Annotated in this window: 23 protein-coding genes; 15 read left to right on the top strand and 8 right to left on the bottom strand. The window is 65.5% G+C overall.

All coding sequences use genetic code 11. From position 1 onward, the window contains the following. The first annotated feature begins 4 nt into the window (after positions 1–4). The 6 genes from V5F77_RS12445 to V5F77_RS12420 all read left to right on the top strand — a co-directional run bounded on the left by V5F77_RS12445 (position 5) and on the right by V5F77_RS12420 (position 9,431). Positions 5–2,095 (top strand): hydantoinase/oxoprolinase family protein, encoded by a 2,091-nt coding sequence (locus V5F77_RS12445; protein WP_429005670.1) that lies wholly within the window; start codon positions 5–7, stop codon positions 2,093–2,095. Further along, positions 2,092–3,705, top strand: coding sequence for a hydantoinase B/oxoprolinase family protein (locus V5F77_RS12440; protein ID WP_429005669.1), 1,614 nt, complete (start codon positions 2,092–2,094; stop codon positions 3,703–3,705). Before V5F77_RS12445 ends, V5F77_RS12440 begins: the two co-directional genes overlap by 4 nt. Positions 3,706–3,988: 283 nt before the next feature. Next, positions 3,989–5,773 carry a glucan ABC transporter ATP-binding protein/ permease gene (locus tag V5F77_RS12435; RefSeq protein ID WP_429005668.1) on the top strand — a complete coding sequence of 595 codons (1,785 nt, stop codon included), beginning with the start codon at positions 3,989–3,991 and terminating at the stop codon, positions 5,771–5,773. Positions 5,774–5,950: 177 nt separating this feature from the next. Continuing rightward, entirely contained in the window at positions 5,951–7,414 is a 1,464-nt protein-coding gene (locus V5F77_RS12430) for a D-alanyl-D-alanine carboxypeptidase family protein (protein WP_429005667.1), read from the top strand. Positions 7,415–7,701: 287 nt separating this feature from the next. Continuing rightward, complete coding sequence (locus tag V5F77_RS12425) at positions 7,702–8,868, top strand: CobW family GTP-binding protein (RefSeq protein WP_429005666.1); 1,167 nt, start codon at positions 7,702–7,704, stop codon at positions 8,866–8,868. Beyond that, the gene (locus V5F77_RS12420) at positions 8,865–9,431 is read left to right on the top strand and encodes a DUF924 family protein (protein WP_429005665.1); all 567 of its coding nucleotides are present in this window, start codon (positions 8,865–8,867) and stop codon (positions 9,429–9,431) included. Before V5F77_RS12425 ends, V5F77_RS12420 begins: the two co-directional genes overlap by 4 nt. Here V5F77_RS12420 and V5F77_RS12415 read toward each other — a convergent pair. Both V5F77_RS12415 and ccrA read right to left on the bottom strand, forming a co-directional pair. Next, on the bottom strand, positions 9,401–10,702 hold the full coding sequence (locus V5F77_RS12415) for a BaiN/RdsA family NAD(P)/FAD-dependent oxidoreductase (RefSeq protein ID WP_429005664.1): 1,302 nt from the start codon (positions 10,700–10,702) through the stop codon (positions 9,401–9,403). The two genes, V5F77_RS12420 and V5F77_RS12415, sit on opposite strands and share 31 nt — an antisense overlap. A gap of 82 nt (positions 10,703–10,784) precedes the next feature. Then, positions 10,785–12,071, bottom strand: coding sequence for a crotonyl-CoA carboxylase/reductase (gene ccrA, locus V5F77_RS12410; protein WP_429005663.1), 1,287 nt, complete (start codon positions 12,069–12,071; stop codon positions 10,785–10,787). Positions 12,072–12,419: 348 nt separating this feature from the next. Between ccrA and V5F77_RS12405 the strand changes: the two genes are divergently transcribed. Together V5F77_RS12405 and V5F77_RS12400 are read left to right on the top strand one after the other, a co-directional pair. Continuing rightward, positions 12,420–12,659, top strand: coding sequence for a GlsB/YeaQ/YmgE family stress response membrane protein (locus V5F77_RS12405; RefSeq protein ID WP_429005662.1), 240 nt, complete (start codon positions 12,420–12,422; stop codon positions 12,657–12,659). Positions 12,660–12,773: 114 nt separating this feature from the next. Further along, positions 12,774–14,747, top strand: coding sequence for a methylmalonyl-CoA mutase family protein (locus V5F77_RS12400; RefSeq protein ID WP_429005729.1), 1,974 nt, complete (start codon positions 12,774–12,776; stop codon positions 14,745–14,747). Between the two features lie 84 nt (positions 14,748–14,831). Here V5F77_RS12400 and V5F77_RS12395 read toward each other — a convergent pair whose 3' ends face one another. Continuing rightward, positions 14,832–16,640 (bottom strand): TRAP transporter large permease, encoded by a 1,809-nt coding sequence (locus V5F77_RS12395; RefSeq protein WP_429005728.1) that lies wholly within the window; start codon positions 16,638–16,640, stop codon positions 14,832–14,834. A 137-nt stretch (positions 16,641–16,777) separates the two neighbouring features. Then, a complete protein-coding gene (locus V5F77_RS12390) occupies positions 16,778–17,395 on the bottom strand; it encodes a TRAP transporter small permease subunit (protein ID WP_429005661.1) in 618 nt (205 codons plus the stop codon). A gap of 339 nt (positions 17,396–17,734) precedes the next feature. Between V5F77_RS12390 and V5F77_RS12385 the strand changes: the two genes are divergently transcribed. Continuing rightward, positions 17,735–18,619 carry a VOC family protein gene (locus V5F77_RS12385; RefSeq protein ID WP_429005660.1) on the top strand — a complete coding sequence of 295 codons (885 nt, stop codon included), beginning with the start codon at positions 17,735–17,737 and terminating at the stop codon, positions 18,617–18,619. 298 nt (positions 18,620–18,917) lie between these two features. On the opposite strand, the gene V5F77_RS12380 is transcribed toward V5F77_RS12385, so the two are convergent. From V5F77_RS12380 to V5F77_RS12370, 3 genes are all read right to left on the bottom strand, one after another. Beyond that, positions 18,918–19,934, bottom strand: coding sequence for an ABC transporter substrate-binding protein (locus tag V5F77_RS12380; RefSeq protein ID WP_429005659.1), 1,017 nt, complete (start codon positions 19,932–19,934; stop codon positions 18,918–18,920). 93 nt (positions 19,935–20,027) lie between these two features. After that, complete coding sequence (locus tag V5F77_RS12375) at positions 20,028–20,831, bottom strand: ABC transporter ATP-binding protein (RefSeq protein ID WP_429005658.1); 804 nt, start codon at positions 20,829–20,831, stop codon at positions 20,028–20,030. Next, the gene (locus V5F77_RS12370) at positions 20,831–21,607 is read right to left on the bottom strand and encodes an ABC transporter permease (protein WP_429005657.1); all 777 of its coding nucleotides are present in this window, start codon (positions 21,605–21,607) and stop codon (positions 20,831–20,833) included. The genes V5F77_RS12375 and V5F77_RS12370 overlap by 1 nt, the downstream gene beginning before the upstream one ends. Positions 21,608–22,142: 535 nt before the next feature. On the opposite strand from V5F77_RS12370, the gene V5F77_RS12365 reads away from it, so the two are divergent. The 6 genes from V5F77_RS12365 (at position 22,143) to V5F77_RS12340 (ending at position 25,237) form a co-directional block, all read left to right on the top strand. Next, entirely contained in the window at positions 22,143–22,448 is a 306-nt protein-coding gene (locus tag V5F77_RS12365; RefSeq protein ID WP_429005656.1) for a nitrile hydratase, read from the top strand. Positions 22,449–22,472: 24 nt separating this feature from the next. Beyond that, positions 22,473–22,757: an SH3-like domain-containing protein gene (locus V5F77_RS12360; protein ID WP_429005655.1), complete on the top strand. Its 285-nt coding sequence runs from the start codon at positions 22,473–22,475 to the stop codon at positions 22,755–22,757. 9 nt (positions 22,758–22,766) lie between these two features. After that, positions 22,767–23,372 carry a nitrile hydratase subunit alpha gene (locus tag V5F77_RS12355; RefSeq protein WP_429005654.1) on the top strand — a complete coding sequence of 202 codons (606 nt, stop codon included), beginning with the start codon at positions 22,767–22,769 and terminating at the stop codon, positions 23,370–23,372. Positions 23,373–23,470: 98 nt separating this feature from the next. Beyond that, on the top strand, positions 23,471–23,626 hold the full coding sequence (locus tag V5F77_RS12350) for a DUF5993 family protein (protein ID WP_429005653.1): 156 nt from the start codon (positions 23,471–23,473) through the stop codon (positions 23,624–23,626). A gap of 10 nt (positions 23,627–23,636) precedes the next feature. After that, positions 23,637–24,194, top strand: coding sequence for a disulfide bond formation protein B (locus tag V5F77_RS12345; RefSeq protein ID WP_429005652.1), 558 nt, complete (start codon positions 23,637–23,639; stop codon positions 24,192–24,194). Between the two features lie 113 nt (positions 24,195–24,307). Continuing rightward, positions 24,308–25,237, top strand: a complete 930-nt coding sequence (locus V5F77_RS12340; RefSeq protein ID WP_429005651.1) for a DMT family transporter — start codon at positions 24,308–24,310, stop codon at positions 25,235–25,237. A 75-nt stretch (positions 25,238–25,312) separates the two neighbouring features. On the opposite strand, the gene serA is transcribed toward V5F77_RS12340, so the two are convergent. After that, positions 25,313–26,899 carry a phosphoglycerate dehydrogenase gene (serA, locus tag V5F77_RS12335; RefSeq protein WP_429005650.1) on the bottom strand — a complete coding sequence of 529 codons (1,587 nt, stop codon included), beginning with the start codon at positions 26,897–26,899 and terminating at the stop codon, positions 25,313–25,315. Between the last annotated feature and the right edge of the window lie 68 nt (positions 26,900–26,967).

Here is a 26,967-nt window from a genome sequence, read left to right as displayed (position 1 = left end):
GGACATGACGACACGCGATCTCGTCATAGGCGTCGACGTCGGTGGCACCTTCACCGATGCCGTCGTGCTCGACCGCGAAACGGGCACCTTGCTCGACGCGTTCAAGGTGCCCTCGACGCCGGCCGATCCCGCCGAGGCGGTACTTTGCGTCATCGCGCGGATCGCCCGTGCGTTCGACGTTCGTGGCTCCGTCGTGTGCCACGGCACCACGGTCGGCACCAACACGCTGATCGAGCGCCTCGGCGCCCGCTCGGCGCTGCTTGCCACCGAGGGCTTCTCGGACGTCGTCGCGTTGCGACGGCAGGACAGACCCAGTCTCTATGATTTCGACGTACGCATCTCCGAGCCTTTGGTTCCGGCCGCCCGGCGCATCGGGGTGGCTGAGCGCACGGCGGCGGACGGCAGCATCGTGCGCCCGCTGGTGCTGGAAGATCACACCGCCGCGCTCGCACGGCTGCAGGCGGCGGGCGTTCAGTCCGTGGCCATCAGCTTCCTGCACGCTTATGCAAATGCCGACCACGAGCAGCAGATGGAAGCCGCAGTGCGCGACGCGCTGCCCGGAGTCTATGTGACTCGCTCAAGCGACGTATGCCCTGAGTTTCGCGAGTATGAGCGCACCAGCACGACCGTGGTTAACGCTTATATCGGCCCGGCGGTCGGGCGCTACGTTGGCGTGCTGAGTGACGCCTTGCGGGCGCAGGGCGTCGGCCGGCTGATGATCGTCAAGTCCAACGGCGGGTTAACCTCACCCGAGAATGCGGCACGCTATCCTGTTCACCTGATCGAATCCGGTCCTGCCGCGCAGCTCACCGCCTCGGCGTCCTTCGCCCGCGCGAAGCGTTGCCCGGACATGGTCGCCTTCGACATGGGCGGCACGACGGCGAAAGCCGGCGTGATCCGTGCCGGAGAGCCGGAGATGACCACGGAATTCTATGCCGACCGCCTGGTGGACGGACGCGAGGTTGGCGGCTACGCCATCCGCAGCTCCGTGCTCGATCTGGTGGAGATCGGCGCAGGCGGTGGCTCGATCGCCTGGATCGACGAGGCGCGGGTGCTGAAGGTCGGCCCGACCAGCGCCGGGGCAAGTCCAGGCCCCGCCTGTTACGGGCGTGGCGGCACGCGCCCGACAGTGACCGACGCCCATGCGGTGATCGGCACGCTTTCGGCAGAATTGTTCGAAGCCAGCGGCATTGCCTTCCATCGCGAGGCCGCGGTCGCGGCAATCCGCCAGCATGTGGCGGAACCGTTCGGCTGGCCCATTGCCCGCGCGGCGTATGCCATCATCGACATTGCGGTCGCCAACATGGCGGAGATGGTGCGCCTCACTACCACGCGGCGCGGGCTCGATCCGCGCGACTTCGCCCTGCTCGCCTCGGGTGGCGCGGGTCCCCTCCATGCAGCCGCGGTGGGCGAAGAAATCGGCTCGGCCGAAGTCATCGTCCCCCCGTATCCCGGCATGTTCAGCGCGCTCGGCGCCACGCTCGGGAACGTGCGTCATGAGGTGACGACCACTCTGCTGCGCCACCTCGACGAGATCGACGACACAGCGCTCGCATCTGCCTTCGATCAGCTCGCGACTCGGGCGGACGTGCTGATGGCGGCAGAACCCGAGGGGATCACCCGGCCGCCCCCCCTGCGGGTGCTGGAGGCACGGTTCTCCGGCCAGTTGTTCGAACTGCCCGTCCCGCTCGGGCCGGTCAACGCGCCGCTGCCGGCAATCGGCGAAATCTCGCGGCATTTCCGCGACATCTATCGCGCAGAATACGGCTTTGACCTTCCCGATGCCCGCGTGCAGGCGGTGAATGCGCGGCTGATAGCGACCGGCGACATGGGCCATAGCGGCGACCTTCTGTTCGCCGATCCAGAAGCGGTCGCGTGCGGCGCGCAACCGGCGCGCCACATCGATATGCTGACGCGTACCGGCGAAACATGCCGGGTGCCGGTCTACAGGGCCGCTGACGCCCACGGCGCAACGCTCGCCGGCCCGCTCGTCATCGAGCATTCTGGCGCGACCGTGTGGGTCCATGAGGGGCAGACGGCCAGGATCGGCGCCCACGGCCAGGTGAACATCGCATTGTCTGGAGGACGTCGGTGAATACTGTCCCGGAAAGGATCATCGACCATGACCCGGTGACGTTCGAGGTCGTGCGCAGCGCGCTCTACGCCATCTGCGCGGACATGAAGCACGTCATCATGCGCACCTCCTTCTCGCCGCTCCTCAGCCTGTCGGCCGACCTCTCCTGCGCACTGCTCGACGCGACCGGCCGCGTGGTCGGCCAGGGCCGCGACATTCCCGTTCACCTCGGCGCCGTGCCGTTCACGGTGCGCGCGGTGTTCGAGGCCTTCCCCATCGCGGGTTGGCGCTCCGGCGACGGGGTCATCGTCAACGATCCCTATGCCGGCGGGACTCATCTCCCCGACGTCTCGCTGATCATGCCAATCTTCCACGGCGAGACGCTGTGCGGCTTCTCGCTCAGCCGCGTGCATTGGCCGGACATCGGCGGCATTGCGGCGGGAAGCTCCGGCGTGTGCGACGAGATCACCAAGGAGGGGCTACGCATCCCGCCCCTGCGGATCATCGAGAACGGCCAGCCCCGGCAGGACCTTCTCAACCTCATCCTCGCCAACGTGCGCGTGCCGGAGGACCGCTACGGCGACTTCCGCGCCCAGATCGCCGGCGCCCGGCGCGCCGAGCAGCGCGTGGTCGAGCTCGCGCGGACCTATGGCGCGGACGTGCTCGCCGCAATCATGGCCGATGCGCAGGCCTATACACGTCGGCTGGTCCGCTCGCGGCTCGCGAACCTGCCGGATGCCGACGTGACGCATGAGGAAGCACTGGACGGCGATGGCATCGATACCGAAGTCAGACCGCTTATCCGCGCGCGCATCGTTAAGCAGGGCGAGGGTATCACGGTGGATTTTACCGGCTCTTCCCCGTGCGTCAGGGGACCGGTCAACGCGCCGTTCGCCGTCACGGCCTCCTCAGTCTATTACACGCTGCTCGCACTCGTGGGCGGCGACGTCCCGCCCAATCAGGGCGTGTACGACGTGGCCCATATCGTGGCTCCGACGGGCTCCATCGTGAATGCGGCCTACCCCGCCTCTGTGGTTGCCGCCAACACCGAGACCTCCAATCGGATCGTCGACGTCCTGCTCGCCGCTCTGGCGAAGGCCTATCCCGAGCGGGTCCCTGCGGGCAGTTACGGCTCGGCGTGTGTCTACACCCTCGGCGGCGTGGATCCGCGCACATCCGGCCGCTTCGTCCATTACGAGACGGTGGGCGGCGGCTCCGGCGCGAGCAAGGCGGGCGATGGAGCAAGCGGGATTCGGGTGCACATGGGCAACACCATGAACCTGCCCATCGAGGCGGCCGAGATGGCGATGCCGATCCGCTTCCTCGCCTACGAACTGGTGGCGGACAGCGGCGGACGGGGGCTGCGGCAGGGCGGCGCGGGCGTGCGTAAGGCGTTGGAAATGCTGACCGACGGCGTGGAGGCCTCGATCCTGGGCGAGCGCACGCATAGCCCGGCCCATGGTGTGGGGGGAGGAGAAGCGGGGCAACTCGCTCGCTTTACCCTGCACGCGCGCGACGGCACCAGCCGAAAGCTGCCGGCCAAAAGCGGGCCCCATCGTCTCGCCGCGGGGGACCAGATCGAGATGGTGACCGCCGGCGGGGGCGGCTGGGGCAAGCGCCCGCAGGGTTGAAGAATGTTTCATGTGAAACATCCCGCCCGCGTGGAAGAACAGTGGATTCATTGGTGTTTGACGCGGGTTTTCGGGGCATGAAACCGGGTGTTCCGCAGAAGTTCTACAAACTCCCGAAGGCGTGAGTGCTCTCCAGGGTTGAAGGCTCCGACGCGGATGAGATCGCGGCCGAGAGCGAGCGATCGCGGCGCTAAGGCGCAGTTGGAGAGGGGTGGCAGTCAGTGCTTTGCCTTGCCGTCATCCTTGATCTCCGCTTTGCTGCGGCGCGATCCGGGAGGGACACATGCAATTGCTGCGCATCTATGCGAGGGCCCTCGGAATGCTGGGCCCGCTGGCGAAGGTGGGCGTTGCCCTCGCCATCGGCAACGTCGCCCTCGCCATGGCCCAGTTTGCTGAACCAATCCTGTTCGGTCGAATCATCGAGGCGCTCGCCGGCTCGCAGCGCGAGGGGCAGGCGCCGCTCACGACCACGCTCACGCCCCTGCTCGCTGCCTGGGTGGCCTTTGGCCTCTTCAACATTGTCGCCGGCGTGCTGATCTCGCTCCATGCCGACCGCCTCGCCCATCGCCGCCGGCTGGGCGTGTTGACGGAATATTTCGAGCACGTCCTTCAACTGCCCCTGTCGTTCCATGGGGAGACCCATTCCGGGCGGCTGCTGAAGGTGATGCTCCAGGGCACGGACTCGCTCTGGAGCACGTGGCTTTCCTTCTTCCGCGAGGATTGCGCGGCGATCGTCTCCCTGCTGGTGCTGGTGCCGGTGGGCATCTACATCAACTGGCGCCTCGGCCTGGTTCTGATCGTCCTGATCGTCGTTTTCGGCCTTGTCACCACCTATGTGCTGAACCGCACCCAGGCGATGCAGCAGGAGGTGGAAGAGCATAATTCCAGTCTCGCCGAGCTCGCCACAGACGCGCTCGGCAATGTGGCGGTGGTGCAAAGCTACACCCGCATCGAGGCGGAGGTGAGCGGCCTGCGGGCCACGGCGAGCCAGTTGCTGGCGGCGCAGATGCCCGTGCTCTCCTGGTGGGCGTTGGTCTCCATGGCCACCAAGGCCGCAACCACCCTCACCATTCTCGCCATATTGCTCATCGGCACCTGGCTCTACACCCACGGGCTGGCCGAAATCGGCGACATCGTGACCTTTGTTGGCTTCGCCACCATGCTCATCGGCCGACTCGACCATACGGTGAGCTTCGTGAACCACCTGGTCATGAGCGCGCCGGGCCTCAGCCAGTTCTTCGAGGTGCTCGACACGGTGGGCGCGGTGCACGACCGCCCGGGCGCGCAGGATCTCGCGGCGGTGAAGGGCGACGTCCGGTTTGAGGACGTGTCGTTCTCCTATGACGGCAAGCGCACCGCCCTGCGCGACGTGAGCCTGCATGCCGCGCCGGGTGAGACCGTCGCTCTGGTCGGCGCGACCGGCGCCGGCAAGTCCACCGCCCTCGCGCTCCTGCACCGGGTGTTCGATCCCCAGTCCGGCCGGATCCTGGTGGACGGAACCGACATCCGCGACGTCACACTCCCCTCCCTGCGGCGGCAGATCGGCGTGGTGTTTCAAGAGGCCATGCTGTTCAACCGTTCCATCGAGGACAATCTGCGGGTCGGCAAGCCCAACGCGACGGCGGAGGAGATGCGCCTCGCCTTGTCCCGCGCCCAGGCGCTGGAATTGGTGGAGCGCAATCCCGAGGGATTGCGCGCACTGGTGGGCGAGCGGGGCCGCGGCCTGTCCGGCGGCGAACGCCAACGCCTCTCGATCGCCCGCGCATTGTTGAAGGACCCGCCGATCCTGATTCTCGACGAGGCCACCAGCGCCCTCGACGCCACGACCGAGGCCAAGGTCCAGGCGGCGCTGGACGAGGTCATGCGGGGACGAACCACATTCGTCATCGCCCACCGCCTCGCCACGGTGCGCAATGCCGACCGCATCCTGGTGTTTGCCGATGGCCGGATCATCGAGGCCGGGACGTTCGAGCAATTGATGCGCCTCGGGGGGCGGTTCGCCGAGTTGGCCCGCGCTCAATACCTGGATGACGGAACCCATGTGACACGACCGCTCGCGGAAACGTGAGCGGAACGGCGGCGCGGCGCCGCAACGCTTCTGCACGGCGTGCAAGGGTTCGATGACCAATATCCAGGCTCAAGCTTGCATGGCTGGGCCGCGCGTGCCGGTTTCGTCTTTCCGGCCGGCGCGAAAACAGCTAAGGAAAGCAAGGCCACGGGGGTCTTTCCAGCTACGGAGCCAACTTTGCCGGGCTTGTCCTGTCTGTCCGCGTGCGGCGCTCTGCGCCGCCTGACCCTCGCGATCGCCGCGCTCGGCGCGCTCGCGACCGCAGGCCACGCCACCCCGATCCTTCTGGTGGAAGCGGACACGGGCAAGGTTCTGGAACAGCAGGAAGCCGGCAAGCCCTGGTATCCCGCCTCGGTCACCAAGCTGATGACGGTGTATGTGGCCCTCAATGCCATGCGCGAGGGGAGGATCACCCCCGACACGCTGATGACCGTCTCGCCTTACGCGGCATCCATGCAGCCCACCAAGATGGGATTTGCGCCGGGCACGCAGGTGACGCTCGACAATGCGCTGAAGATGCTTCTGGTCAAATCGGCCAATGACATGGCCGTGGTGATCGCCGAAGGGGTCGGCGGCAGCGTGCCGTCCTTCGTTGCCGAAATGAACGACACCGCCGCCCGCCTTGGGATGGCTGGCAGCCATTTCGAGAATCCCAACGGCCTGCCCAATAGCGACCAGTTCACCACCGCGCGCGACCTCGCGGTGCTGGCGCGCGCGCTGATCTATCATTTTCCCGAACACGAAATGCTGTTCCGCATCCCCGCCATCAAGATCGGCAAGCGGGTGCTGCGCAATTACAATCGCCTGATCGACCGCTATCCCGGCGCCGACGGCATGAAGACAGGCTTCATCTGCGCCTCGGGGTTCAATCTGGTGGCCACCGCCACGCGCGGCAACAAGCGCCTGATCGCGGTCATTCTCGGCGCGCCTTCCGCCGTCGTGCGCACCGAGCAGGCGGCGCTTCTGTTCGAAAAGGGCTTCCAGCCGTCGTGGTCGATCTTCGGCTCGGCCGCTCCCACGCTCGATACCGTCGCAGACACGGGCGGCGCCCCCACCGACATGTCGCCCCAGATCTGCGGCCGCAAGCGCGCCGTGGCCGCGGCCGAGAACGAGGACGACAACCTGTTCGCCGGCCAGGGCGAGGGCGCGAATTCCTATGCCGTTTCGGCGGCGGTCGCCGCCGGATTCAGCAAGGGCGAGGGCGCAGCGTTGCTGCAAAACCTGCCGCCTTCCATGCCGCCGCTCCCGGTTTTCGTCGGCCCGCGCAACGCGCCGATGTCCCCTGAATCCGCCATGGCGCCGGACGAAAAGCCGGCTCCGAAGAAGAAGAAGCCGGCCGCCACCGCCAATGCGGACCCGCAGGCGCCCGCCGCCAAGCCCAGGAATGCCGCGGCGAAGCCCGACGCCTCGAACGCGGAGGCTGCCAAGCCCAAGTCGAAGTCGCAGGGGAACAAGGAAGCGAACACGAACGCTGCGTCCCCTTCGCCGACGCCCGCCAAGAAGCCCGCCGCTAGCGCCTCGGCGTCCACCGAGCCCGCTCCCAAGCCAAAGCCCAAGCCGGCCAAGCCCGCGAAGGACGACGGCGGCGATCCCCTCACCTTCGGGCCCGCGCCAGCGGCGCCTTCCAAGCCCGGAGCTTGAGGCGGCCACCGGCACGGCGCACCACTCCTTGCGCCAGCGCATCTCGCACCCACTTAAGACATAGGAAATCTGGCGGGCCATCGGATGCGGGACGCCTCGTCAGGCACTGTCGCCTTGGCGAGGACGGTCTGCCCGGTGTCGGCCGGTTGAGGCTTGTGGCACGCGGGAGCCGGCCACCCGACGCGCGCGGCACCTTCGAACATGCGGCTGCTTGGCGCTGCTCTGGCTCTGCCCTATAGGCAGGACGCGGCAGGGCCGTCTCTGCCGCTCTTTCGCGGATCAATCACATGACGTCCTCGCCCACCGATGCGGATCCGGCCGCGTTCCCCGCCGCCAAGCGCGCCGGCCCACCGGAGCCGATCCCGGTCACCGTCCTCACCGGCTTCCTCGGCGCGGGCAAGACCACCTTGCTCAATGCCCTGCTGGCCGATCCCGCGCTCGCGGACACCGCAGTCCTGATCAATGAATTCGGCGAGATCGGGCTCGATCATCTGTTCGTGCGCGAGGTCTCCGAAGGCGTGGTGCTGCTGGCCAGCGGCTGCGTGTGCTGCACCGTGCGCGGCGACCTCGTGACCGCGCTTGAGGACCTTCTGCGCGGGCGCGACAACAATCGCCTGCCGCCCTTTTCCCGGGTGCTGATCGAAACCACCGGCCTCGCCGATCCCGCGCCGATCCTGTTTACGCTGATGACCCACCCCTATCTCGTGCTGCGCTACCGCCTCGACGGGGTGGTGACGGTGGTGGATGCCGTCAACGGCAATGACACGCTCGATGCGCAGGCCGAATCGGTGAAGCAGGTGGCGGTGGCCGATCGTCTGGTGCTCACCAAGACCGACCTCATGATGAGCGATACCCAGCAGGCGGCGCTGGCGCGGCTCTCTGCGCGGCTGCATCGGCTGGCGCCGGGTGCGCCAATCCTCGATGCGGCAAAGGGCGAGGCCACCGGAGACGCCTTGCTGCGGGCTGGGCTCTACGATCCCGGCCGCAAAACACCCGATGTCGCACGCTGGCTGGCCGAGGAGCGCATCGCTGCCGCGCAGGACACACCGGGCGCGCTGCACGATCCGAACCGGCACGACGCGCGCATCAAGGCCTTCACCTTAGCGACGGACGCCGCCATCTCGGCCTCGACGCTCGACCTGTTCCTGGAATTGCTGCGCGCGACCCACGGCTCCAACCTGCTGCGCCTGAAAGGCATCGTGAAGCTGGCGGAAGATCCGGATGCGCCCATCGTGCTGCATGGCGTGCAGCACGTGATGCATCCGCCGACCCGCCTGCCCGCCTGGCCCGACGACGACCATCGCACGCGTCTGGTGATGATCGTGCGCGATCTCGACCCGGCGGTGGTGCAGCGCCTGTTTTCGGCCTTCCTCGGCGTGCCGCAGGTGGATACACCCGACCGCGCCGCCCTCACCGACAATCCGCTCGCCCCGGCCGGGATGAGAAGCGCATGACGGCATCGATCCCCACGCCCTCCGACATCGTCACCTTCTGGCGGGCGGCCGGATACGAGCGCTGGTTTGCCGCCGATCCCGCATTCGACGCCGATGTGCGCGCGCGCCTCCTGCCGGCCCATGAGGATGCGGTCGCACGCGGTGCGGGGGCGACGGTGCTGCCCGATTATGAGACCACGCCGGAGGGGACGCTCGCGCTCATCTTGTTGCTGGACCAGGTGCCGCGCAACATATTCCGGGGCACGCCGCGCGCCTTCGCCACCGATCCAGCCGCCTTGGCCGTGGCAAACCGTGCACTGGGGCACGGGTTCGATGCGCATTTCGAACCCAAGCTGCGGGGCTTCTTCTACCTGCCCCTCATGCACGCGGAAGACCTGCGCGTGCAACAGCGGTGCGTGGCGCTTTATGAAAAGCTCGGCGCGGAGGCGGAGCTGAAATACGCCCTCCTCCATCGCGACATCATCGAAAGATTCGGCCGCTTTCCCCACCGCAATCCCATCCTGGGCCGGGACATGACACCGCAGGAGCAGGCCTATCTGGCCGCGGGCGGTTTTACCGGCTGAGCCTGTTCGGCGAGATAAGCCGCGATTCCATCCGCCGCCGCCCGTCCGGTGGCAAAGCTGGCTTGCAGAAGATAACCGCCGGTCGGCGCTTCCCAATCCAGCATTTCCCCACAGGCGAACGTGCCCGGAGAGGCGCGCAGCATGAAATGCGCGTCCAGCGCCTCGAACGGCACGCCGCCGGCGCTGGAGATCGCGCGATCGAGCCCCGCCACCGCGTGCACCTTGATGGGCGCGGCCTTGATCAGCCGGGCCAGGGCCGCCGGATCGGTCGGCAGGGCAACGCCCGCAGCCTCGCGCAGCAGGCCCACCGCCACCGGCGGCAACCCCACCGCCTTGCGCAGGCGATTGGAGAGCGACTGCTTGACCGGGCCGGTCGCGAGCCGGCGGGCGATCAGCTCCTGATCGAAATCCGGGCGCAGGTCGAGCCGCAAATGGGCCGTGCCCTCGGCGGCGATGCGCTCGCGCACGGCGCCGGACAAGGCATAGACCGCGCCGCCCTCCAACCCGCGCATCGTGACCACGGCCTCGCCGCGCACCGGGCCCGCGCCGGCACAGGAGAGCGCGATGCGCTTCAGTGGCTCGCCGGCGAAGCGGTCGCGGAACGGGGCAGACCAGGCGATCTCAAGGCCCATGTTGGCGGGTGCAAAGGGAATGATCTGCGTTCCCCGCCCGGCGAGCAGCCCCGCCCAGTCTCCATTGCCGCCAAGGCGCGGCCAGGAGGCCCCGCCGAGCGCCAGCAGTGTCGCATCGGCGGCAACCTCCCTCGGCCCCTCCGGCGTCTCGAATGTCAAAGCGCCCGACGCCGCCCAGCCGCGCCATTCGTGCCGCGTGCGCAATTCCACGCCGAGCACACCAAGCCGCCGCAGCCAGGCCCGCAGCAGGGGGGAGGTCTTGAAGCTTTCGGGAAACACACGGCCGCTGCTGCCGATGAAGGTGGGTTCCCCCAATTCGAGCGCGAACGCCCGAAGCGCCTCGGGGGGAAAGGCGCGGATCGCCGCGTCGAGCAGCGGCGCCGCGCGACCGTAGCGGGAAAGGAAATGTTCCAGCGGCTCGCTATGGGTGAGGTTCAGCCCGCCGCGCCCCGCCATGAGGAATTTGCGCGCCGGCGAAGGCATCTTCTCGAACAGGGTCACGCGGAAGCCGAGGCCGGCGAGGCGGTCGGCGGCCATCAGCCCGGCCGGACCGGCGCCGATTACGGCGATATGAGCGGCGGGCGCCTGGACGGGCGGCCTTTCGACGACGAACGGAGGCGTTTCAGGTGTGGGGATCATGCGCTGGTGTAGAGGTCCGCTGCCCGGCACGGAAGCAAAAGCTTGGACGCGGGCCCGCCAAAGCGACCCGCGTCCTTGAAGCTCAACCGGCGGAGGTCGCCTCCAGCACGTCCTCGAAGCTGCGCAGGCCGGTGCGCGGGGCGTTCACCAGCACCGCCATGTTGCCGGGCGCGTGCTGGTTCTTCCACATCTTGGTGTGCGCCATGGGAATGCGATCCCAGGGGAAGACTTCCGACATGCAGGGATCGACGCGCCGGTCGATGATGAACTGGTTGGCGGCGGACGCCTGCTTGAGATGGGCGAAATGCGAGCCCTGGATGCGCTTCTGGCGCATCCACACATAGCGCGCGTCGAAGGTGATGTTGAAGCCGGTGGTGCCGGCGCAGAACACGATCATGCCACCGCGCTTCGCCACCAAGGTGGAGACCGGGAAGGTCTGCTCGCCCGGATGCTCGAACACGATGTCCACGTCGCGCTTGCCGGTGATGTCCCAGATCGCCTTGCCGAACTTGCGGGCTTCCTTGGTCCATTCCGTGTATTCGGGCGAATTGACCTTGGGCAGCTGCCCCCAGCACTTGAAATCCTTGCGGTTCAGCACGCCCTTGGCGCCGAGGCCGAGCACATAGTCCCGCTTGGTCTCGTCCGAGATGACACCGATGACATGGGCCCCGGAGGCGGCGGCAAGCTGGACGCCGAACACGCCGAGGCCGCCCGAGGCGCCCCACACCAGCACATAATCGCCCGGCTTCACGGCATGCGGGGGGTGACCGAACAGCATGCGATAGGCGGTCGCCATGGTCAGCGTATAGCAGGCGGATTCTTCCCAGGTCAGGTGAAGCGGCCGCGGCATGAGCTGGCGCGCCTGCACGCGACAGAATTGGGCGAAGGAGCCGTCCGGCGTCTCATAGCCCCAGATGCGCTGCGAGGGCGAGAACATCGGATCGCCGCCGTTGCATTCCTCGTCGTCCCCATCGTCCTGGTTGCAATGAACCACGACTTCGTCGCCGACCTTCCAGCGCTTCACCTTCGAGCCCACGGCCCAGACGACGCCCGAGGCATCGGAGCCGGCGATATGATAGGGCTGCTTGTGCACGTCGAACACGGAAATGGGCTCGCCGAGGCCGGCCCAGATGCCGTTGTAATTGACGCCGGCCGCCATCACGAGCACGAGCACATCGGTCTCGCCGAGGGTCCAGGTGGGCACAACCTCGACCTGGAACGAGTCCTCCGGCGGACCGTGGCGATCACGGCGGATCGCCCAGGCATACATATTGGCGGGCACATGGCCCAGGGGCGGGATCTCACCCAGTTCGTACAGATCTTTCAGAGCGGCGCCCTGTGGCGTGCTGGCGACTGCTGTGTGACCCATAGCTCCCGTCCTTCCTTCCTCCGGGGCCGTTTCGCCCGCATTTGTTTCGCGTTGCAGCGTAGCAGAGAAAATGCCCCTGGCGAGCCCCGTTTATAACGCGTCTATGCTTTCCCCCGGTCGGATTGCAACCGGGCGGGTGCAGGGCCTGAAAAGGCCCCGGCGGAGCCGCGCGATCAGCTTGCATGTCGGCCCGGCCAGGCGCGCCCCCAACTTTGGTCGGGGAGCGCACGCAAATCCGTCGTTTCCAAGCCCGAATGACTTTCGCATACTCGACCGGCCGGCTCCTTTGATGCAGAAACGCCCTGTCCGGCGCGAGCCGGCACCCAACGGCAAGCTACGAGGATCCCCATGATCGGCCTTATTGGAATGCTCCTCATCGGCGCAATTGCCGGCTGGCTCGCCGGCCAGTTGTTCCGCGGCGTCGGCTTCGGCCTGCTCGGCAATATCGCCGTCGGCATCGTCGGCGCGTTGATCGGCGGTTTCCTGTTCGGAAACGTGTTCATCGTCGGCGGCCTGCTCGGCCAGATCATCAGCGCGACCATCGGCGCGGTGATCCTCCTGTTCATCATCAGCCTCGTGAAGCGCTGAACGCGCGATCCCGCGGCGTCATCCTCCCTGCCGCGGTGCGCATTTTCCAATCGACGACAGCCGCGTTGCAGCGCACATTATTGCAATTCCCGGGTAGAGAAGAAGGACGTGACCATGGTCAGCCGCGATAAACCTTGGTTGTTCCGGACCTATGCGGGCCATTCCACGGCTGCGGATTCAAACCGGCTCTATCGCTCGAACCTCGCCAAGGGCCAGACCGGGCTTTCGGTTGCCTTCGACCTGCCGACCCAGACCGGCTACGACAGCGACCATCCCCTCGCCCGCGGCGAAGTGGGAAAAGTGGGCGTGCCGATCTCCCATCTCGGCGACATGCGGACCCTGTTCCAGGACATTCCGCTCGCCGAGATGAACACCTCCATGACCATCAACGCCTGCGCCCCCTGGCTGCTGGCGCTCTATATCGCCGCAGCCGACGAGCAGGGCGCGGACAGAAAGCTGCTCCAGGGCACGACGCAGAACGACATCATCAAGGAATATCTCTCGCGCGGCACTTATGTGTTCCCGCCCGCGCCCTCCATGCGGCTCACCAAGGACGTGATCGTCTTCACGACCGAGCACCTGCCGCGCTGGAACCCCATGAATGTGTGCTCCTATCATCTGCAGGAAGCCGGGGCGACGCCGGTGCAGGAGCTGGCCTTCGCCCTCGCCAATGCGATCGCCATTCTCGATACGGTGAAGAATTCGGGCGAGGCGCAGGGCGCGGTGTTCGGCGAAGTGGTCGGGCGCATCTCTTTCTTCGTGAATGCCGGCATGCGGTTCATCACCGAGATGTGCAAGATGCGGGCGTTCGTCGATCTGTGGGACGAGATCTGCATCAATCGCTACGGCATTACCGACCCCAAGCAGAAGCTGTTCCGCTATGGCGTGCAGGTGAATTCCCTCGGGCTCACCGAGCAGCAGCCCGAAAACAACGTCTACCGCATTCTGCTGGAAATGCTGGCGGTCACCCTCTCCAAGAAGGCGCGCGCCCGCGCGGTGCAATTGCCGGCCTGGAACGAGGCGCTGGGCCTGCCCCGTTCGTTCGATCAGCAATGGTCGCTGCGCATGCAGCAGGTGGTCGCCTATGAAACCGACCTTCTGGACTATGGCGATATCTTCGACGGTTCCACCGAGATCGCCAAGAAGGTGGAGGCCCTGAAGGACGAGGCGCGGGAAGAACTGGCGCGCATCGAGGCCATGGGCGGCGCCGTCGCGGCGGTCGAGAACAGCTACATGAAGCAGGCCCTGGTGGAATCCAACACCCGCCGCCTGGAGAATATCGAGCGCGGCGAACAGGTTGTGGTCGGCGTCAATCGCTGGACCGAGACCGAGCCTTCGCCCCTCACCACCGGCGAAGGCTCGATCCTCACGGTGCTGGAGCATGTGGAGCCCGAGCAGATCGCGCGCCTCGTGGCTTGGCGCGCGGCGCGCGACCCCGCAGCGGTGGAAGCGGCCCTCGCCGGCCTGCGCAGCGCCGCCCAGGAAGGCCGCAACATCATGGAGCCGTCCATCGTCTGCGCCAAGGCCGGCATCACCACCGGCGAGTGGGGCACCTGCCTGCGCGAGGTGTTCGGCGAATATCGCGCGCCCACCGGCGTCGGCCGCGCCGCCCGTGTGGATACCCAGGGCCTGGACGAGGTGCGCCAGAGCGTCGAGGCGGTTTCCGCCAAGCTCGGGCGCCGCATCAAGTTCCTGGTGGGCAAGCCCGGCCTCGATGGGCATTCCAACGGCGCCGAACAGATCGCGGTGCGCGCCCGCGATGCCGGCATGGAAGTGGTCTATGAGGGCATTCGCCTGACTCCGGCCGAGATCGTGAACGCGGCGCTGGAGGAGAGTGTCCATGTCATCGGCCTCTCCATCCTCTCCGGCTCCCATGTGCCGCTGGTGCGCGACGTGATGGACCGCCTGCGGGCGGAGGGGCTGACCGACGTTCCCGTGGTGGTCGGCGGCATCATTCCGCTGGAAGACGAAATCCAGCTGAAGGCATTCGGCGTGGCGGCGGTCTATACGCCGAAGAATTTCGAGCTGAACCGCATCATGGCCGACATCGTCGCCATCGTGGATCGCGAGGCGCAGAAGGCGGCCTGAGCCGAACCGGCTCCAGCCGACCACAAACAAAAAAAGAGCGCCAACCAAAGTTGGCGCTCTTTTCTTTTGGCAAACCGCCTTCGGCTATTTGCCGAAATCGAGCACCGGCGGCGGGGGATCGCCGATATTGGGCGAGATGCTGTCGAACTGCTGCTGGATCTGGTTCTGATCTAGCGATACTCCGCCCGATTTGTAGTGCGTCACCATCTGCGGGAACAGGATCACCAGAGACACCATGATGAGCTGGATGATCACAAACGGCACCGCGCCCCAATAGATCTGCCCCGTGGTCACCGGCTCCATGCGCTTGCCAGTGACGCGGTCGAGATAAGGCACTTTCGGCGCGACCGAACGCAGGAAGAACAGGGCGAAGCCGAAGGGCGGATGCATGAACGAGGTCTGCATGTTCACCGCCAGGATGACGCCGAACCAGATCAGGTCGATCCCAAGCTTGTCCGCCACGGGTCCGAGCAGCGGGATGATGATGAAGGCCAACTCGAAATAATCGAGGAAGAAGGCCAGCACGAACACCAGCAAGTTCACGACGATCAGGAAGCCGGTCTGGCCGCCGGGCAACGAGGTGAGCAGTTCCTCCACCCACCGATGCCCGTCCACGCCATAGAAGGTGAGCGAGAACACGCGCGCACCGAGCAGGATGAACAGCACGAAGGCGGAGAGCTTGGCGGTGGAATAGGTCGCCTGCCGCAGCAGGTCGAACTTCAACCGCCCGCGCGCGGTGGCCAGCAGGATCGCACCCACCGAGCCCATGGCGCCGCCTTCGGTCGGGGTTGCGACGCCGATGAAGATGGTGCCGAGCACCAGGAAGATCAGCGCCAGCGGCGGCACCATCACGAACACGACCTGCTCGGCAAGCTTGGACAAAAGGCCGAGCTTCAGCACGCGGTTGATCACCGCCACGACGAAGGCGAGGCCCACCGTCATGGACATGGTCAGCACCACATAATCGGCGCCGAACTTCACGCTGCCCTGCTGCATGATGTAGATCGCGACCGCAATCGAGATCGCCAGGGCGATGAACAGCGAGGGCGTCAGCAGCCGGGCGGTGCCGGTCATCACAAAGTAAAGCAGCACGAAGCAGACGATGCCCCACACCGCTTGACCGGCTACGCCGGGCAAAAAGCCAGCCGTCAAGCCCGGCAGCGAGCCGGTGGCGATCAGCACCGCGAAGCCCGCCGCCGCAATCACGCCGAGAATGCGGGACGGGCCAATCTTCTGCTGGGGATCGCGCAGGTTCTGCGCTTCCAGGGGCAGGCCGGGCGTCGCGGTCGGGAACAGCGTGGAAACCAGGAAGATATAGCCGGCATAGAGGCAGGAGAGGATCAGTCCCGGCAGGAAGGCGCCGGTATACATGTCGCCGACCGAGCGGTTGAGCTGGTCCGCCATCACGATCAGCACCAGCGACGGCGGGATGATCTGCGCCAAAGTGCCAGACGCGGCGATGACGCCGGAGGCAACCCGCCGGTCATAGCCGTAGCGCAGCATGATCGGCAGCGAGATCAGGCCCATGGAGATCACCGAGGCGGCGACGACGCCGGTGGTGGCCGCCAGCAGCGCGCCGACGAAGATCACCGCATAGGCGAGGCCGCCGCGGATCGAACCGAACACCTGGCCGATGGTATCGAGCAGATCCTCGGCCATGCCGGAGCGTTCCAGCACCAGCCCCATGAAGGTGAAGAACGGCACCGCAAGCAGCACCTCGTTGTTCATGGTGCCATAGACGCGCTCCGGCAGCGCTTGCAGGAAGTCCGGCCGGAACAGGCCAAGCTCGATGCCGAGCAGACCGAAGATCAGCCCATTCGCGGCAAGCGCGAATGCGACGGGATAGCCGAGCAGCAGGAACAGCACGAGGGCGCCGAACATGATCGGCGCCATATTATGGGTCACCCAGCCCCGCAGGCCGGGTTCGGCGGCAAGCGCGAAATCGCTGGAGAGGCCGAGTAGCGCCAGGCCGCAGACCAGGGCAAGAGTCAACTTGAGGGTGCGGGATACGGACATTCTTTTTCTCCCGCTCAGGACTTTTGGGCCGGGTCGATCGGCGCATCGATGCGCGGCGCGGAGGCGAGCAAGCGCTCCGCCTCGGCCGCGAGCGCGAGATGACCGCCCACATTCTCGTTCGGGTCCTCCATGCGCCCGGTGATGATCGCCACCCGCTTGATCAGTTCCGAGATCGCCTGCAGCAGCAGGAAAAAGAAACCGATGGGCACCAGCGCCTTGGCCGGCCATTGCGGCAAGCCGCCGGCGTTCAAGGACTGCTCGTTGATGTTGAAAGAATTGAGCGCGAACGGGATCGAAGTCACCAGCAGGACGATCGCGAACGGCATCAGGAAAAACAAATGGCCGAAAATATCGATGCCGTCGCGCGTGCGCTTGGGCAGGCGAGAACTGATGATGTCGATGCGGATGTGCTCGTTGTCGATGAAAGTCCAGGACGCGCACAGCAGGAACACCGCCGCAAACAGCACCCATTGCAATTCCAACCAGGAATTGGAGCTGAGATCGAAGACCTTGCGGATAATGGCATTCAAGGCAGAGACCAGCACGGCCACCAGGATCAACCACGCAACGGTCTTACCGATGCGTATGTTCACGGCATCGATCGCTCGGCTGAGCGCGAGCAGAATGTTCATCTGGGACGGTCCCCGCTTTGGCACATGAGGCGATCTGATTTTGGTGTCGCCATTGGGCGCGCACCATAAGGGAGCCCTAAATGCATTCAAGCCTGAACTATCGTCTAAGCGTCACAACCACCGGAGCACCGCGCTTCGCCAGGAAAAAGCAGATTTGAGATGCGGCGGCGCCATTTGCACGCGGATGTTTGCATCGTTGCAATGGCGCGATCGATGGTCAGCGCATAGATTCAAACGCAACCGATCCACTGGAACTGTCTCGGCTTGACCCAAGCCACGCGGTAACCCGCCAGCCTCCGCTCCAGCAGATCCGCGCCGCAGCGGCGCAGGAGTTTGTCCATGACCGCGTCTTATTCCACCCCCGCGCCAGCCCAGCAAACGGGCGCCGGCCTTTCCGCCGCCCTCCGGCTCGGTGCGGTCCATTTGCGTACCCGCGCGCCCGATCCCCTCGCGACCTTCTACGAGCAGGTGGTCGGTCTGAGACGGCTCTCGGAAGACGCGGACCGCATCACGCTTGGAGCCGGGGACGAAGCGATCATCGTGCTCGAACGCGCCCCGGATGCCGTCGCCCCGCCCGCGCGCGCGCCGGGCCTGTTCCATACCGCGATCCGGGTTCCCGACCGGGCCGCGCTCGCCGAGCGGCTGAACGTGCTGCGGGCCACCGGCGTCCCCTTCGCCGCTTCCGACCATCTCGTGAGCGAGGCGCTCTATTTCGACGATCCCGACGGCAATGGCATCGAGATCTATCGCGACCGGCCCAAGGCCGATTGGTTCAAGGCGGACGGCACGCTGCAGATGGCGACCCTGCGGCTCGACCTCGCCAGCCTTGCCGCAGAGAGCGCGGCGCTCAATCCGGCCCCTGCCGGCACCGATGTCGGCCACGTCCATCTGAAGGTGAACGACCTTGCCGCCGCCCATCGCTTCTGGGTGGACCTGGTCGGGTTCGAGGTGATGGCGCGCTATCCCGGCGCTTTGTTCGTCAGCGCGGGCAAATATCATCACCATCTCGGCCTGAACGTCTGGCACTCGCAGGGCGCGCCACGCGTTCCCCTCAATGCCGGCGGCCTGGACCGGTTCGACATCGCGCTGCCCGCAACGGACCTCGCTGCCATCCGGCAGAGGTTCGCCGCCGCGGGATCGACGCTGGCGGAAGAGGCCGGCGCGGTGCTGCTGGAAGATCCCGCAGGAAACCGCGCAAGACTGTCCGTCCTTGGCGCGGACTGACAGCCTTGCGTCAACGGGTCCCCCATGCGGCCCGCCTGGGACCGCAAGGTGCCGCCGGCTAGGGCATTTCATCGTTTCCCGGAAACGATGAAATGCCCTAATTCATTGCGTTATCGCATTTTCTTCACGCGAACCGGTGTCCACTTCGCTCGAAAATGCTCTAGAGCGCGATCCTCCCATATGGAACCACTTGGTGGTTCCATATGGGAGGTGAATCGCCCTCTAACTTATTGAATAGAGGCGGATTCACTGCCCATAGTGAACCGCCCAAGGCGATCCACTATGGGCAGATCCGGCTCTAGGGCTTGACGGTGACCGGCGCCGCGCCGGCATCGATCTTGGTGCTGTCGACAGTCTCAGCCACGCTCATGTCGGTCGTGGTCTTCAAGTCCGGCACGCGGGGGAAAACCTTCAGCTGCCCCGCCACTTTGCCAAGATTAAGATAGCGATCCATCTCCGCCGGCGTCATGGCGACGCGCAGCGCGTTCACGTCCTTGACCGCCCATTGCGGATCATAGGCCGTCGCCGTGGCGACCACATCGGCCGGCAGCGACTTGGCGGCGGCGGAATCCCGGAACCAGGCATTCGCCTGGTCATGATGGGCGGCGGCGTAAGCCAGCGCTTCCTTTTGCGCCACCAGGAAGCGGCGGATCACGTCCGGCGACTTCGTACGGAAGTCGTTCCGGGCGGCCACGACCATGGTCAGCGAGGTGTCGGACGCGATGACCTTCGCCAGGCCCTTGCTGACGAAAAATTCGATCCACGGATCCCAGATGAAGACCGCATCGACGCGCCCGGCCGCGATGGCGTCCGACAGGTCGACGAATCCCATGTTGACCACCTCGACGTCCGTTCCCGCCTTCAGCCCGGCATCGGCAAGCATGGCCACCGCCGCAAGATGGATCGAACTGCCGACCGGCCCATAGAGCTTCTTGCCCTTGAGATCCTGCACGCTGGTGATGCCGCTCTTGCTGGTTGCGAGGATCGCGCCCCGGAACGTGGATTGGCGGGCGACCACAGTGGTCGGCGCGCCGGCGGCGGCCAAAGCGACGGACGGCAGATCGCCGATGAACCCGACGTCGATCGCACCCGAAACCAGCGCCTCGTTCACGGCCGGCCCGTAGGTGAACATGATGAACTCGCCCTTGAGACCGTTGCGCTCAAGAATGTCCGTCCGGGCCAATGTATTTGCGATCTGGCTGCTCACCGTCGACGTCGGCTGCCACCCGATCCGTATGGTATCCGCGGCGTAACTCACGGTCGCGCAAGCAACCGCAAACACGCTCAAGACAAAACCCCATGCCCAGCGCTTCATGACAGACCCCCTTTTTCAGGCACGGAAATGCGTGCGTGGATGAATTTCTGGGAACGCAGGCGCCCCACGCGGACCGCCCGTCATCGCACCGGATCAAACCGCCGCCGCGACCTGGCTTGCCTCGAGCTGCCAATCCTTGCGGAGGGACTCCCACAAGCCGTCGGCGAGCCGTCGGAATTCGGGGTCGGACCGGATGTCGGGCAGTCTTGGGCGAGACAGCGAGACGTCATGGAGTTCGCGAATCCGCCCCGGACGCGCGCTCATCACGACGATGCGGTCGCCGAGGAAAACCGCCTCGTCGATGGAATGCGTGACGAAAATGATGGTCATTCCGGTTTCCGCGGAAATCCGCGCAAGCTCTTCCTGGAGCAGGACACGGGTCTGCGCATCGAGCGCGCCGAACGGCTCGTCCATGAGCAGGACTTCCGGATCCACGGCGATGGCACGGGCAATCGCGGCCCGCTGCTTCATGCCGCCCGAAAGCTCGTGCGGATAACGCTCCTCGAACCCGTTCAGCCGGACGGTCCGCAACACCTCGCGGGCGCGCCGGCGCCGATCGGCCTTCGGCACGCCCTTAGCCTTCAGGCCGAACTCGACATTCTCCTGGACGCTCTTCCAGGGAAACAGCGCATAATCCTGAAACACCACGGTCCGGCGCGGATCGGGGCGGCTGACGAGCGCACCGTCCTGCAGCACCTCTCCCTCGGAGGGGGCAAGAAAACCCGCGACGATATTCAGCAATGTCGACTTGCCGCAGCCGCTGGGGCCAAGCAACATCAGCACCTCGCCTTTGCGCACCTCAAGATCGACCCGGGCCAGCGCCAGGGTGCCGCTCGCTTCATCGCGGCCGGGAAACCGCTTCGAGACGCCGCGAATGGAAATTGCGGAGCTTGCCATCACGAGACCGCCTCGGACCGCCAGCGCATCACCCGACGCTCCAGCATCAGCATCAGGCTGTTCGCGGCATAGCCGATGGCGCCGATGGTGAGCATTCCGGCAAGGACGCTCGAGGTCATGAGCATCATGCGGCTCTGCTGGATCATGTAGCCGAGGCCGGACTGCGCCGCGATCAGCTCGGCCGCCACGACGCACATCCAGCCGACCCCCAGCGCGATGCGAAGGCCGGGAAAGATCATCGGCAGCGCGGCGGGAACGATGACATCGGTGAGGATGAGCATCGGACGCGCCCCGAGGCACAGCGCCGCGTTGATCTGGCTCTTCTCGATGCCGCGCACCGCGACATATGTATTCACGAACACCGGGAAGACCGCGCCGATGAACACCAGGAAATAGCTCGGGGCGTTTCCGACGCCGAACCAAAGGATGGCGAGCGGGGTCCATGCGATCGGCGGGATTGGCCGGATGACTTCGATGATTGGCTTCAGCAGCTCGGAAGCAAGTTCCGACCACCCCAAAAGAATGCCGAAGGCAATGCCCACGATGCTCGCCATCGCGAACCCGGCGAGCACCCGCTGGATGCTCGCCCAGCTGTTCTCCAGAAGACTTCCATCACGCAGCAGGTCGATCAACGTCACGGCGACCGCGCTCGGCGGAGGAAACAGAAGCGTATTGATGTAGCCGAAGGAGGAAAGCGTCTGCCAGACCACGACAAGCGTGCCCAGACCGGCCAGCCGGACGGCCCATCTGCGCAACCGGTGCCAGCCCGACCACATGACGCAAGCCCTCAGGGGAAGAGACAATGATTCCGCCATGCCAGCCATTGATCCCGACTGAATGTGCATTCCTGCCGCCGCCGCTCAGGTCGCGGCGTATTCGCCCCGCCCTCAAGCGAAGACCGAAGCCGGACTGCAAGCAATCCAAAATGCAATACCGAAACGCGCCCGCAAGTGCAGGAATACAACTTACGATTTCAGCGCACTGAACGCTGAAAAACAGGATTACCCTTATCCGACTGAAATATCGTAAGCACACTGCATATTATTTTCAATCATTCGCTATAAAACTGCTGCTTCTATTTCAGGCATTATTTGCCACGATTATAGGCAAATGGAGCTGATTCGGCTGCGCGCGAGGCAAAGCCGCCGGCACCTTGCCTGGCGCGTCAATCCAGTTGCTCGGCCGCGCTGGAAAAATCAGCAGATGGTGATGGGGGCGCCGGCGGCCTCGTGTTTACATCCAGATCTCGATTCAGCTACCAAGCCTAAGGATGCGCGGACGATCCGAATGCGAACCAAGGGCCCTTGAGACATGGATAATCTTGAGCGGGCGGCAACTCACGATCTCGGCGGCCAGTCGCGCTTCATGTGCCTGCCGGTCGAGAAAGATCCGCGCCCGGTTCAGTTGAATGATTTTGAGCGGCGCTGCGACGCGCTGCGCCTGGTGCTCGGCGCCAGCGGGGTCATGACGGTGGACGAACTGCGCCGCGGCATCGAATCCCTGAGCGCCGAAGACTATAATACGCTGACTTATTATGAAAAATGGCTGAGATCCATCATCCTGATCTTGGAAGAGAAGGGTATTATTGATCCAGACTTGTTTTTGAATATCGAATAGAGGCATCGAGAAGGAATGGCCTGCATGCTCGACCTTCCCCTGAACCGTGACGTCACGGTGATGTCCGACTGGCCCGAGGAGCGCGGCCCCTGCCATGTGCGGACGCCGTCCTATCTCAGGGGCAAGCGGGGGCGGATTGTCGCATTCCTCGGCGCGTATGAGGACCCGGGCGATCTGGCATTCGGCCGGCCGACCGCGCGCCGCAAGCTCTATCATGTGCGTTTTTCCCTCGACGAGCTCTGGCCCGGGGAAGCGCAGGCGGGCGATTCCATTCTCGTCGAAGTGTACGAACACTGGCTCAAGGTCTAGGAACGCGCCATGGCCCAAACTGAACAGGATCCACGCAGCGTCATCATGCTGGATCGGCTCATCGCGCATCTGCAGGCTGCAGGCGTCGTGACGGAAGCGGCGCTGCGCGAGCGGATGGAAGCTGCGGCTTCAGCCTCCCCGCGCAATGGAGCCCGCCTGGTCGCCAAGGCCTGGACCGACCCGCAATTCAAGGATCTCCTGCTGCGGGACGGGACCGCGGCCGCCGAAAGCTTCGGCTTCTATCCCGCCGGCGGCCCGCCGCTCGGCGTGCTCGAGAATACGCCGGGCGTTCATCATCTGGTGGTCTGCACCCTGTGCTCCTGCTATCCGCGCTGGCTGCTCGGCTACCCCCCGCATTGGTACAAATCCTTTGCCTATCGCGCCCGCGCCGCCCGCAACCCGCGCGCTCTGCTGGAAGAATGGGGAATGAGCTTTTCCCGGGAAACCGAGATCCGCGTGGTGGACAGCACTGCGGACTATCGCTGGATGGTCCTTCCCATGCAGCCGCCGGAGACCCTGGGCTGGACGAGCGACGAGCTGATCGAGATCGTCACCGCGGATTCGCTCGTGGGCGCGGACGTGATCCGCTTCGACGCGGCGAAATTGAGCCCCTGAGGATTAAGCCACCGCACACGCCCCAAGAGCGCTAAACTCCCGCTACGGAATCGGCGCGCGGCGCGCACGCGCGGAACCGGCCTTGGGGGGCGACATCCATGATGACCGTGCCGTTTTACGGCTTTTTCCTCGCGCTGGCCCTGGTCCTTGCGGGTCAGCGCCGCGCATCCATGCTCGTGTGGGCGGCGTCGCTGCTGGCGATGCTGGTGCTCTTCAAGATGCACGCCACCGATCCGCTCAATCTCGTGCTGTGAGGGGAAAGAGATGACCGCTTCCTTCTCCCGCATTCTCAACGCGCTCGGGCTGCTGGCCGTCTCGGCCGTGTTGGCCGCGGCGTTCTTCGATCAGATCGTGTTTCACGACCTGCCCTGCCCGCTCTGCCTGCTGCAGCGCGCCGGCTTCGTGGGCGCCGGCGTCGGCCTCGCCCTGAATGTGAGGTTCGGCCCGCGACCGAGCCATTATGCCGTCATGATCCTCTCGGCGTTCGCCGGCGGTCTCGTGTCGGTGCGCCAGACCCTGCTGCACATCATTCCCGGCGAGGGAACCTACGGTGATGCCTTCTTCGGCATCCATTTCTACGCCTGGGCTGCGGTCGTGTTCGGCGTCATCGCCTTGGGCGGCGCGATCCTGCTGCTGTTCGACCGCCAGTTCGAAGCGGATGCCGCGCCCACCCGGCTCACGCGCCTCGCCCTGATCTCCATCGGGCTCGCGACGTTCATGGCCCTCGCAAACGGAATTTCGACCACCCTGGAATGCGGGGGCGGCATGTGCGCCGATAATCCGACCTCGTACCAATTGCTGGATCAATGGCTCGGAAAATAAGCGTGGGCTCTGCCTTGTGCGGTATCCATCAACGATCATGATGGGTGGTTGAACGAAAATTCTCTTTTCCTGGCGTGTGAAATGCCTGAAAAGGCGGCACGCCAGGAAGACACATGTCCCGTTCGCCGCTCAGCCAGCTCGGCCACCGCATCAACAACGCACCCTACCTCCTGCTCTCCATCACCGCCCTGCTCTGGGCGTGCAACATGGTGCTGGGCCGGTTCGTGGCCGGCCATATCCCGCCGATCTCCCTTGCCTGCCTGCGCTGGGCGGGCGCGACCCTCATCCTGCTGCCGTTTTCCTATCGCCAGTTGATCGGCGATTGGCCGGTCCTTCGGCGCCACTGGGCGCTGCTCCTGGCTTTGTCCGCCTGCGGCATCGCCTGCTACAATGCCATGAGCTATTATGGCCTGCAGTACACGCAGGCCCTCAACGGGCTGCTGGTGCAGTCCTCCTCGCCCCTGCTGATCGCCCTGTGGAGCCTGCTGCTGTTCCGAGACCGGCTGTCGCGCGGCCAGGCCGCCGGCATCGTGATCTCGCTGCTGGGCGTGGTGGTGATCGTGAGCCGGGGCGATATCGACGTTCTGTTGCATCTCAAGCCCAATGTGGGCGACATCTGGATCATCGCCGCACTGGTGATCTACGCATTCTATGCCGCGAACCTGCGGTTGCGCCCGCCGGTGCGCTCGCTGTCTTTCCTCACCGTCATCATGGCACTGGGCGCCCTGCAATTGGTCCCGTTCGCTCTTTGGGAGGCGAGCGAGGGACATGTGATCGAGTTCAACCGCCTGACGCTATCCGTGCTGGCTTTCGTGATGACCGGCCCCTCGCTCATCGCCTACATGGCATTCAACCGGGGCGTGGAACTGGTGGGCGCGAACCGCGCCGCGCCCTTCTTCCACCTGATGCCCGTGTTCGGCTCGGCGCTGGCCATCCTGGTGCTCGGCGAGCAGTTCGAATGGTTCCACGGCGTGGGCTACGCGCTGGTGATCACGGGCATCCTCACCGCCACCCGCGCCAAGGCGGCGGCGCCGCCGGCCTGACCCCCGCGACCAGACAGCACAAAGCCGCCGAATACCCCCGGCGGCTTTGCTGTTCGTCCCGGACGTTCCAGGATCTCAGAAGGCGAGGCCCTTGGCGTGCTTCACGTGGGGGAGCGCTTCCACCTTGGCGATCACGTCCACCGGCAGCGCGCCGTCCACTTCCACGAGCGCGATCGCATCGCCCCCCTGGCGATCGCGGCCCAGGGCGAAGGTGGCGATGTTCACCCCCGCATCGCCCAGCAGGCTGGCGAAGCGGCCGATGAAGCCCGGCTTGTCCTCATTGGTGATGTACAACATGGAGGGCGCGAATTCGGCGTCCACCTTGATGCCCTTGATGGCGACGATGCGCGGGCGCCCATCGGCGAACACCGTCCCGGCCACCGAGCGCTCGAACGTGTCGGTCACGATGGTCAGGGTGATCAGGCTGTCGTAATCGCTCTGCGCGGCGCGCGTGGTCTCTTCGATCACGATGCCGCGCTCCTTGGCGACGCTCGGGGCCGAGACCACATTGATGTCGGCCAGCATCGGGCGCAGCAGGCCGGCGACCGCCGCACTGGTGAGCGCCTTCACCTTCAGGTCCGCAACCGCGCCCTCATAGGTGATGCGCACGGTCTTGATGTCGGTGTCGGTCAACTGGCCGGCGAACGAGCCGAGCTTTTCGGCCAGCTCGATGAAGGGCTTCAGCTTGGGGGCTTCCTCGGCGGTGATGGAGGGGAAATTCACCGCGTTGGAGATGGCGCCCGAGAGCAGATAGTCGCTCATCTGCTCGGCCACCTGGAGCGCCACATTCTCCTGCGCTTCGGTGGTGGCGGCGCCGAGGTGCGGGGTGCAGATCACATTGGGATGGCCGAACAGCGGGTTGGTCTCGGCGGGCTCGACGGTGAATACGTCGAAGGCGGCGCCGGCCACATGCTTGCTGTCGAGCGCGGCGCGCAGCGCCACTTCGTCCACCAGGCCGCCGCGGGCACAATTGATGATGCGCACGCCTTTCTTGGTCTTGGCGAGATTTTCCGCCGAGAGGATGTTCTTGGTCTTGTCGGTCAGCGGCGTGTGCAGGGTGATGACGTCGGCGCGGGCGAGCAGGTCGTCCAGCTCCACCTTCTCGACGCCGAGGTCCTTGGCGCGCTCGGTGGAGAGGAAGGGATCATAGGCGATCACCTTCATCTTCAGGCCGACGCCGCGCTCGGCGACGATCGAGCCGATATTGCCGCAGCCGATGATGCCGAGGGTCTTGGCCGTCAGCTCGACGCCCATGAAGCGGTTCTTCTCCCATTTTCCGGCCTGGGTGGAGGCATCGGCGGCGGGGATTTCGCGGGCGAGCGCGAACATCATGGCGATGGCGTGCTCGGCTGTGGTGATGGAATTGCCAAACGGCGTATTCATCACGATCACGCCCTTGGCGGTCGCGGCCGGGATATCGACATTGTCCACGCCGATGCCGGCGCGGCCGATCACCTTGAGGCGGGTCGCCTTCTCCAGGATCTTGGGCGTCACCTTGGTGGCGGACCGAATGGCGAGGCCGTCATAATTGCCGATGATCTCGGCCAGCTTGTCCTTGTCCTTGCCGAGGTCGGGCTGGAAATCAACATCAATGCCGCGATCCTTGAAGATCTGCACGGCGGCGGCGGACAGCTTGTCCGAAATGAGAACGCGAGGGGCCATGGTGCGGGCTCCGAAATGAGGATGCCAAAGGTCGTTCCGCAGCGCGCAGGGGGCGCAGAGCGACCATG

The sequence above is a fragment of the Roseixanthobacter psychrophilus genome, from assembly GCF_043195195.1.
Classification (GTDB): Bacteria; Pseudomonadota; Alphaproteobacteria; order Rhizobiales; family Xanthobacteraceae; genus NCEH01.
This window is presented reverse-complemented; position numbering and strand designations above follow the sequence as displayed.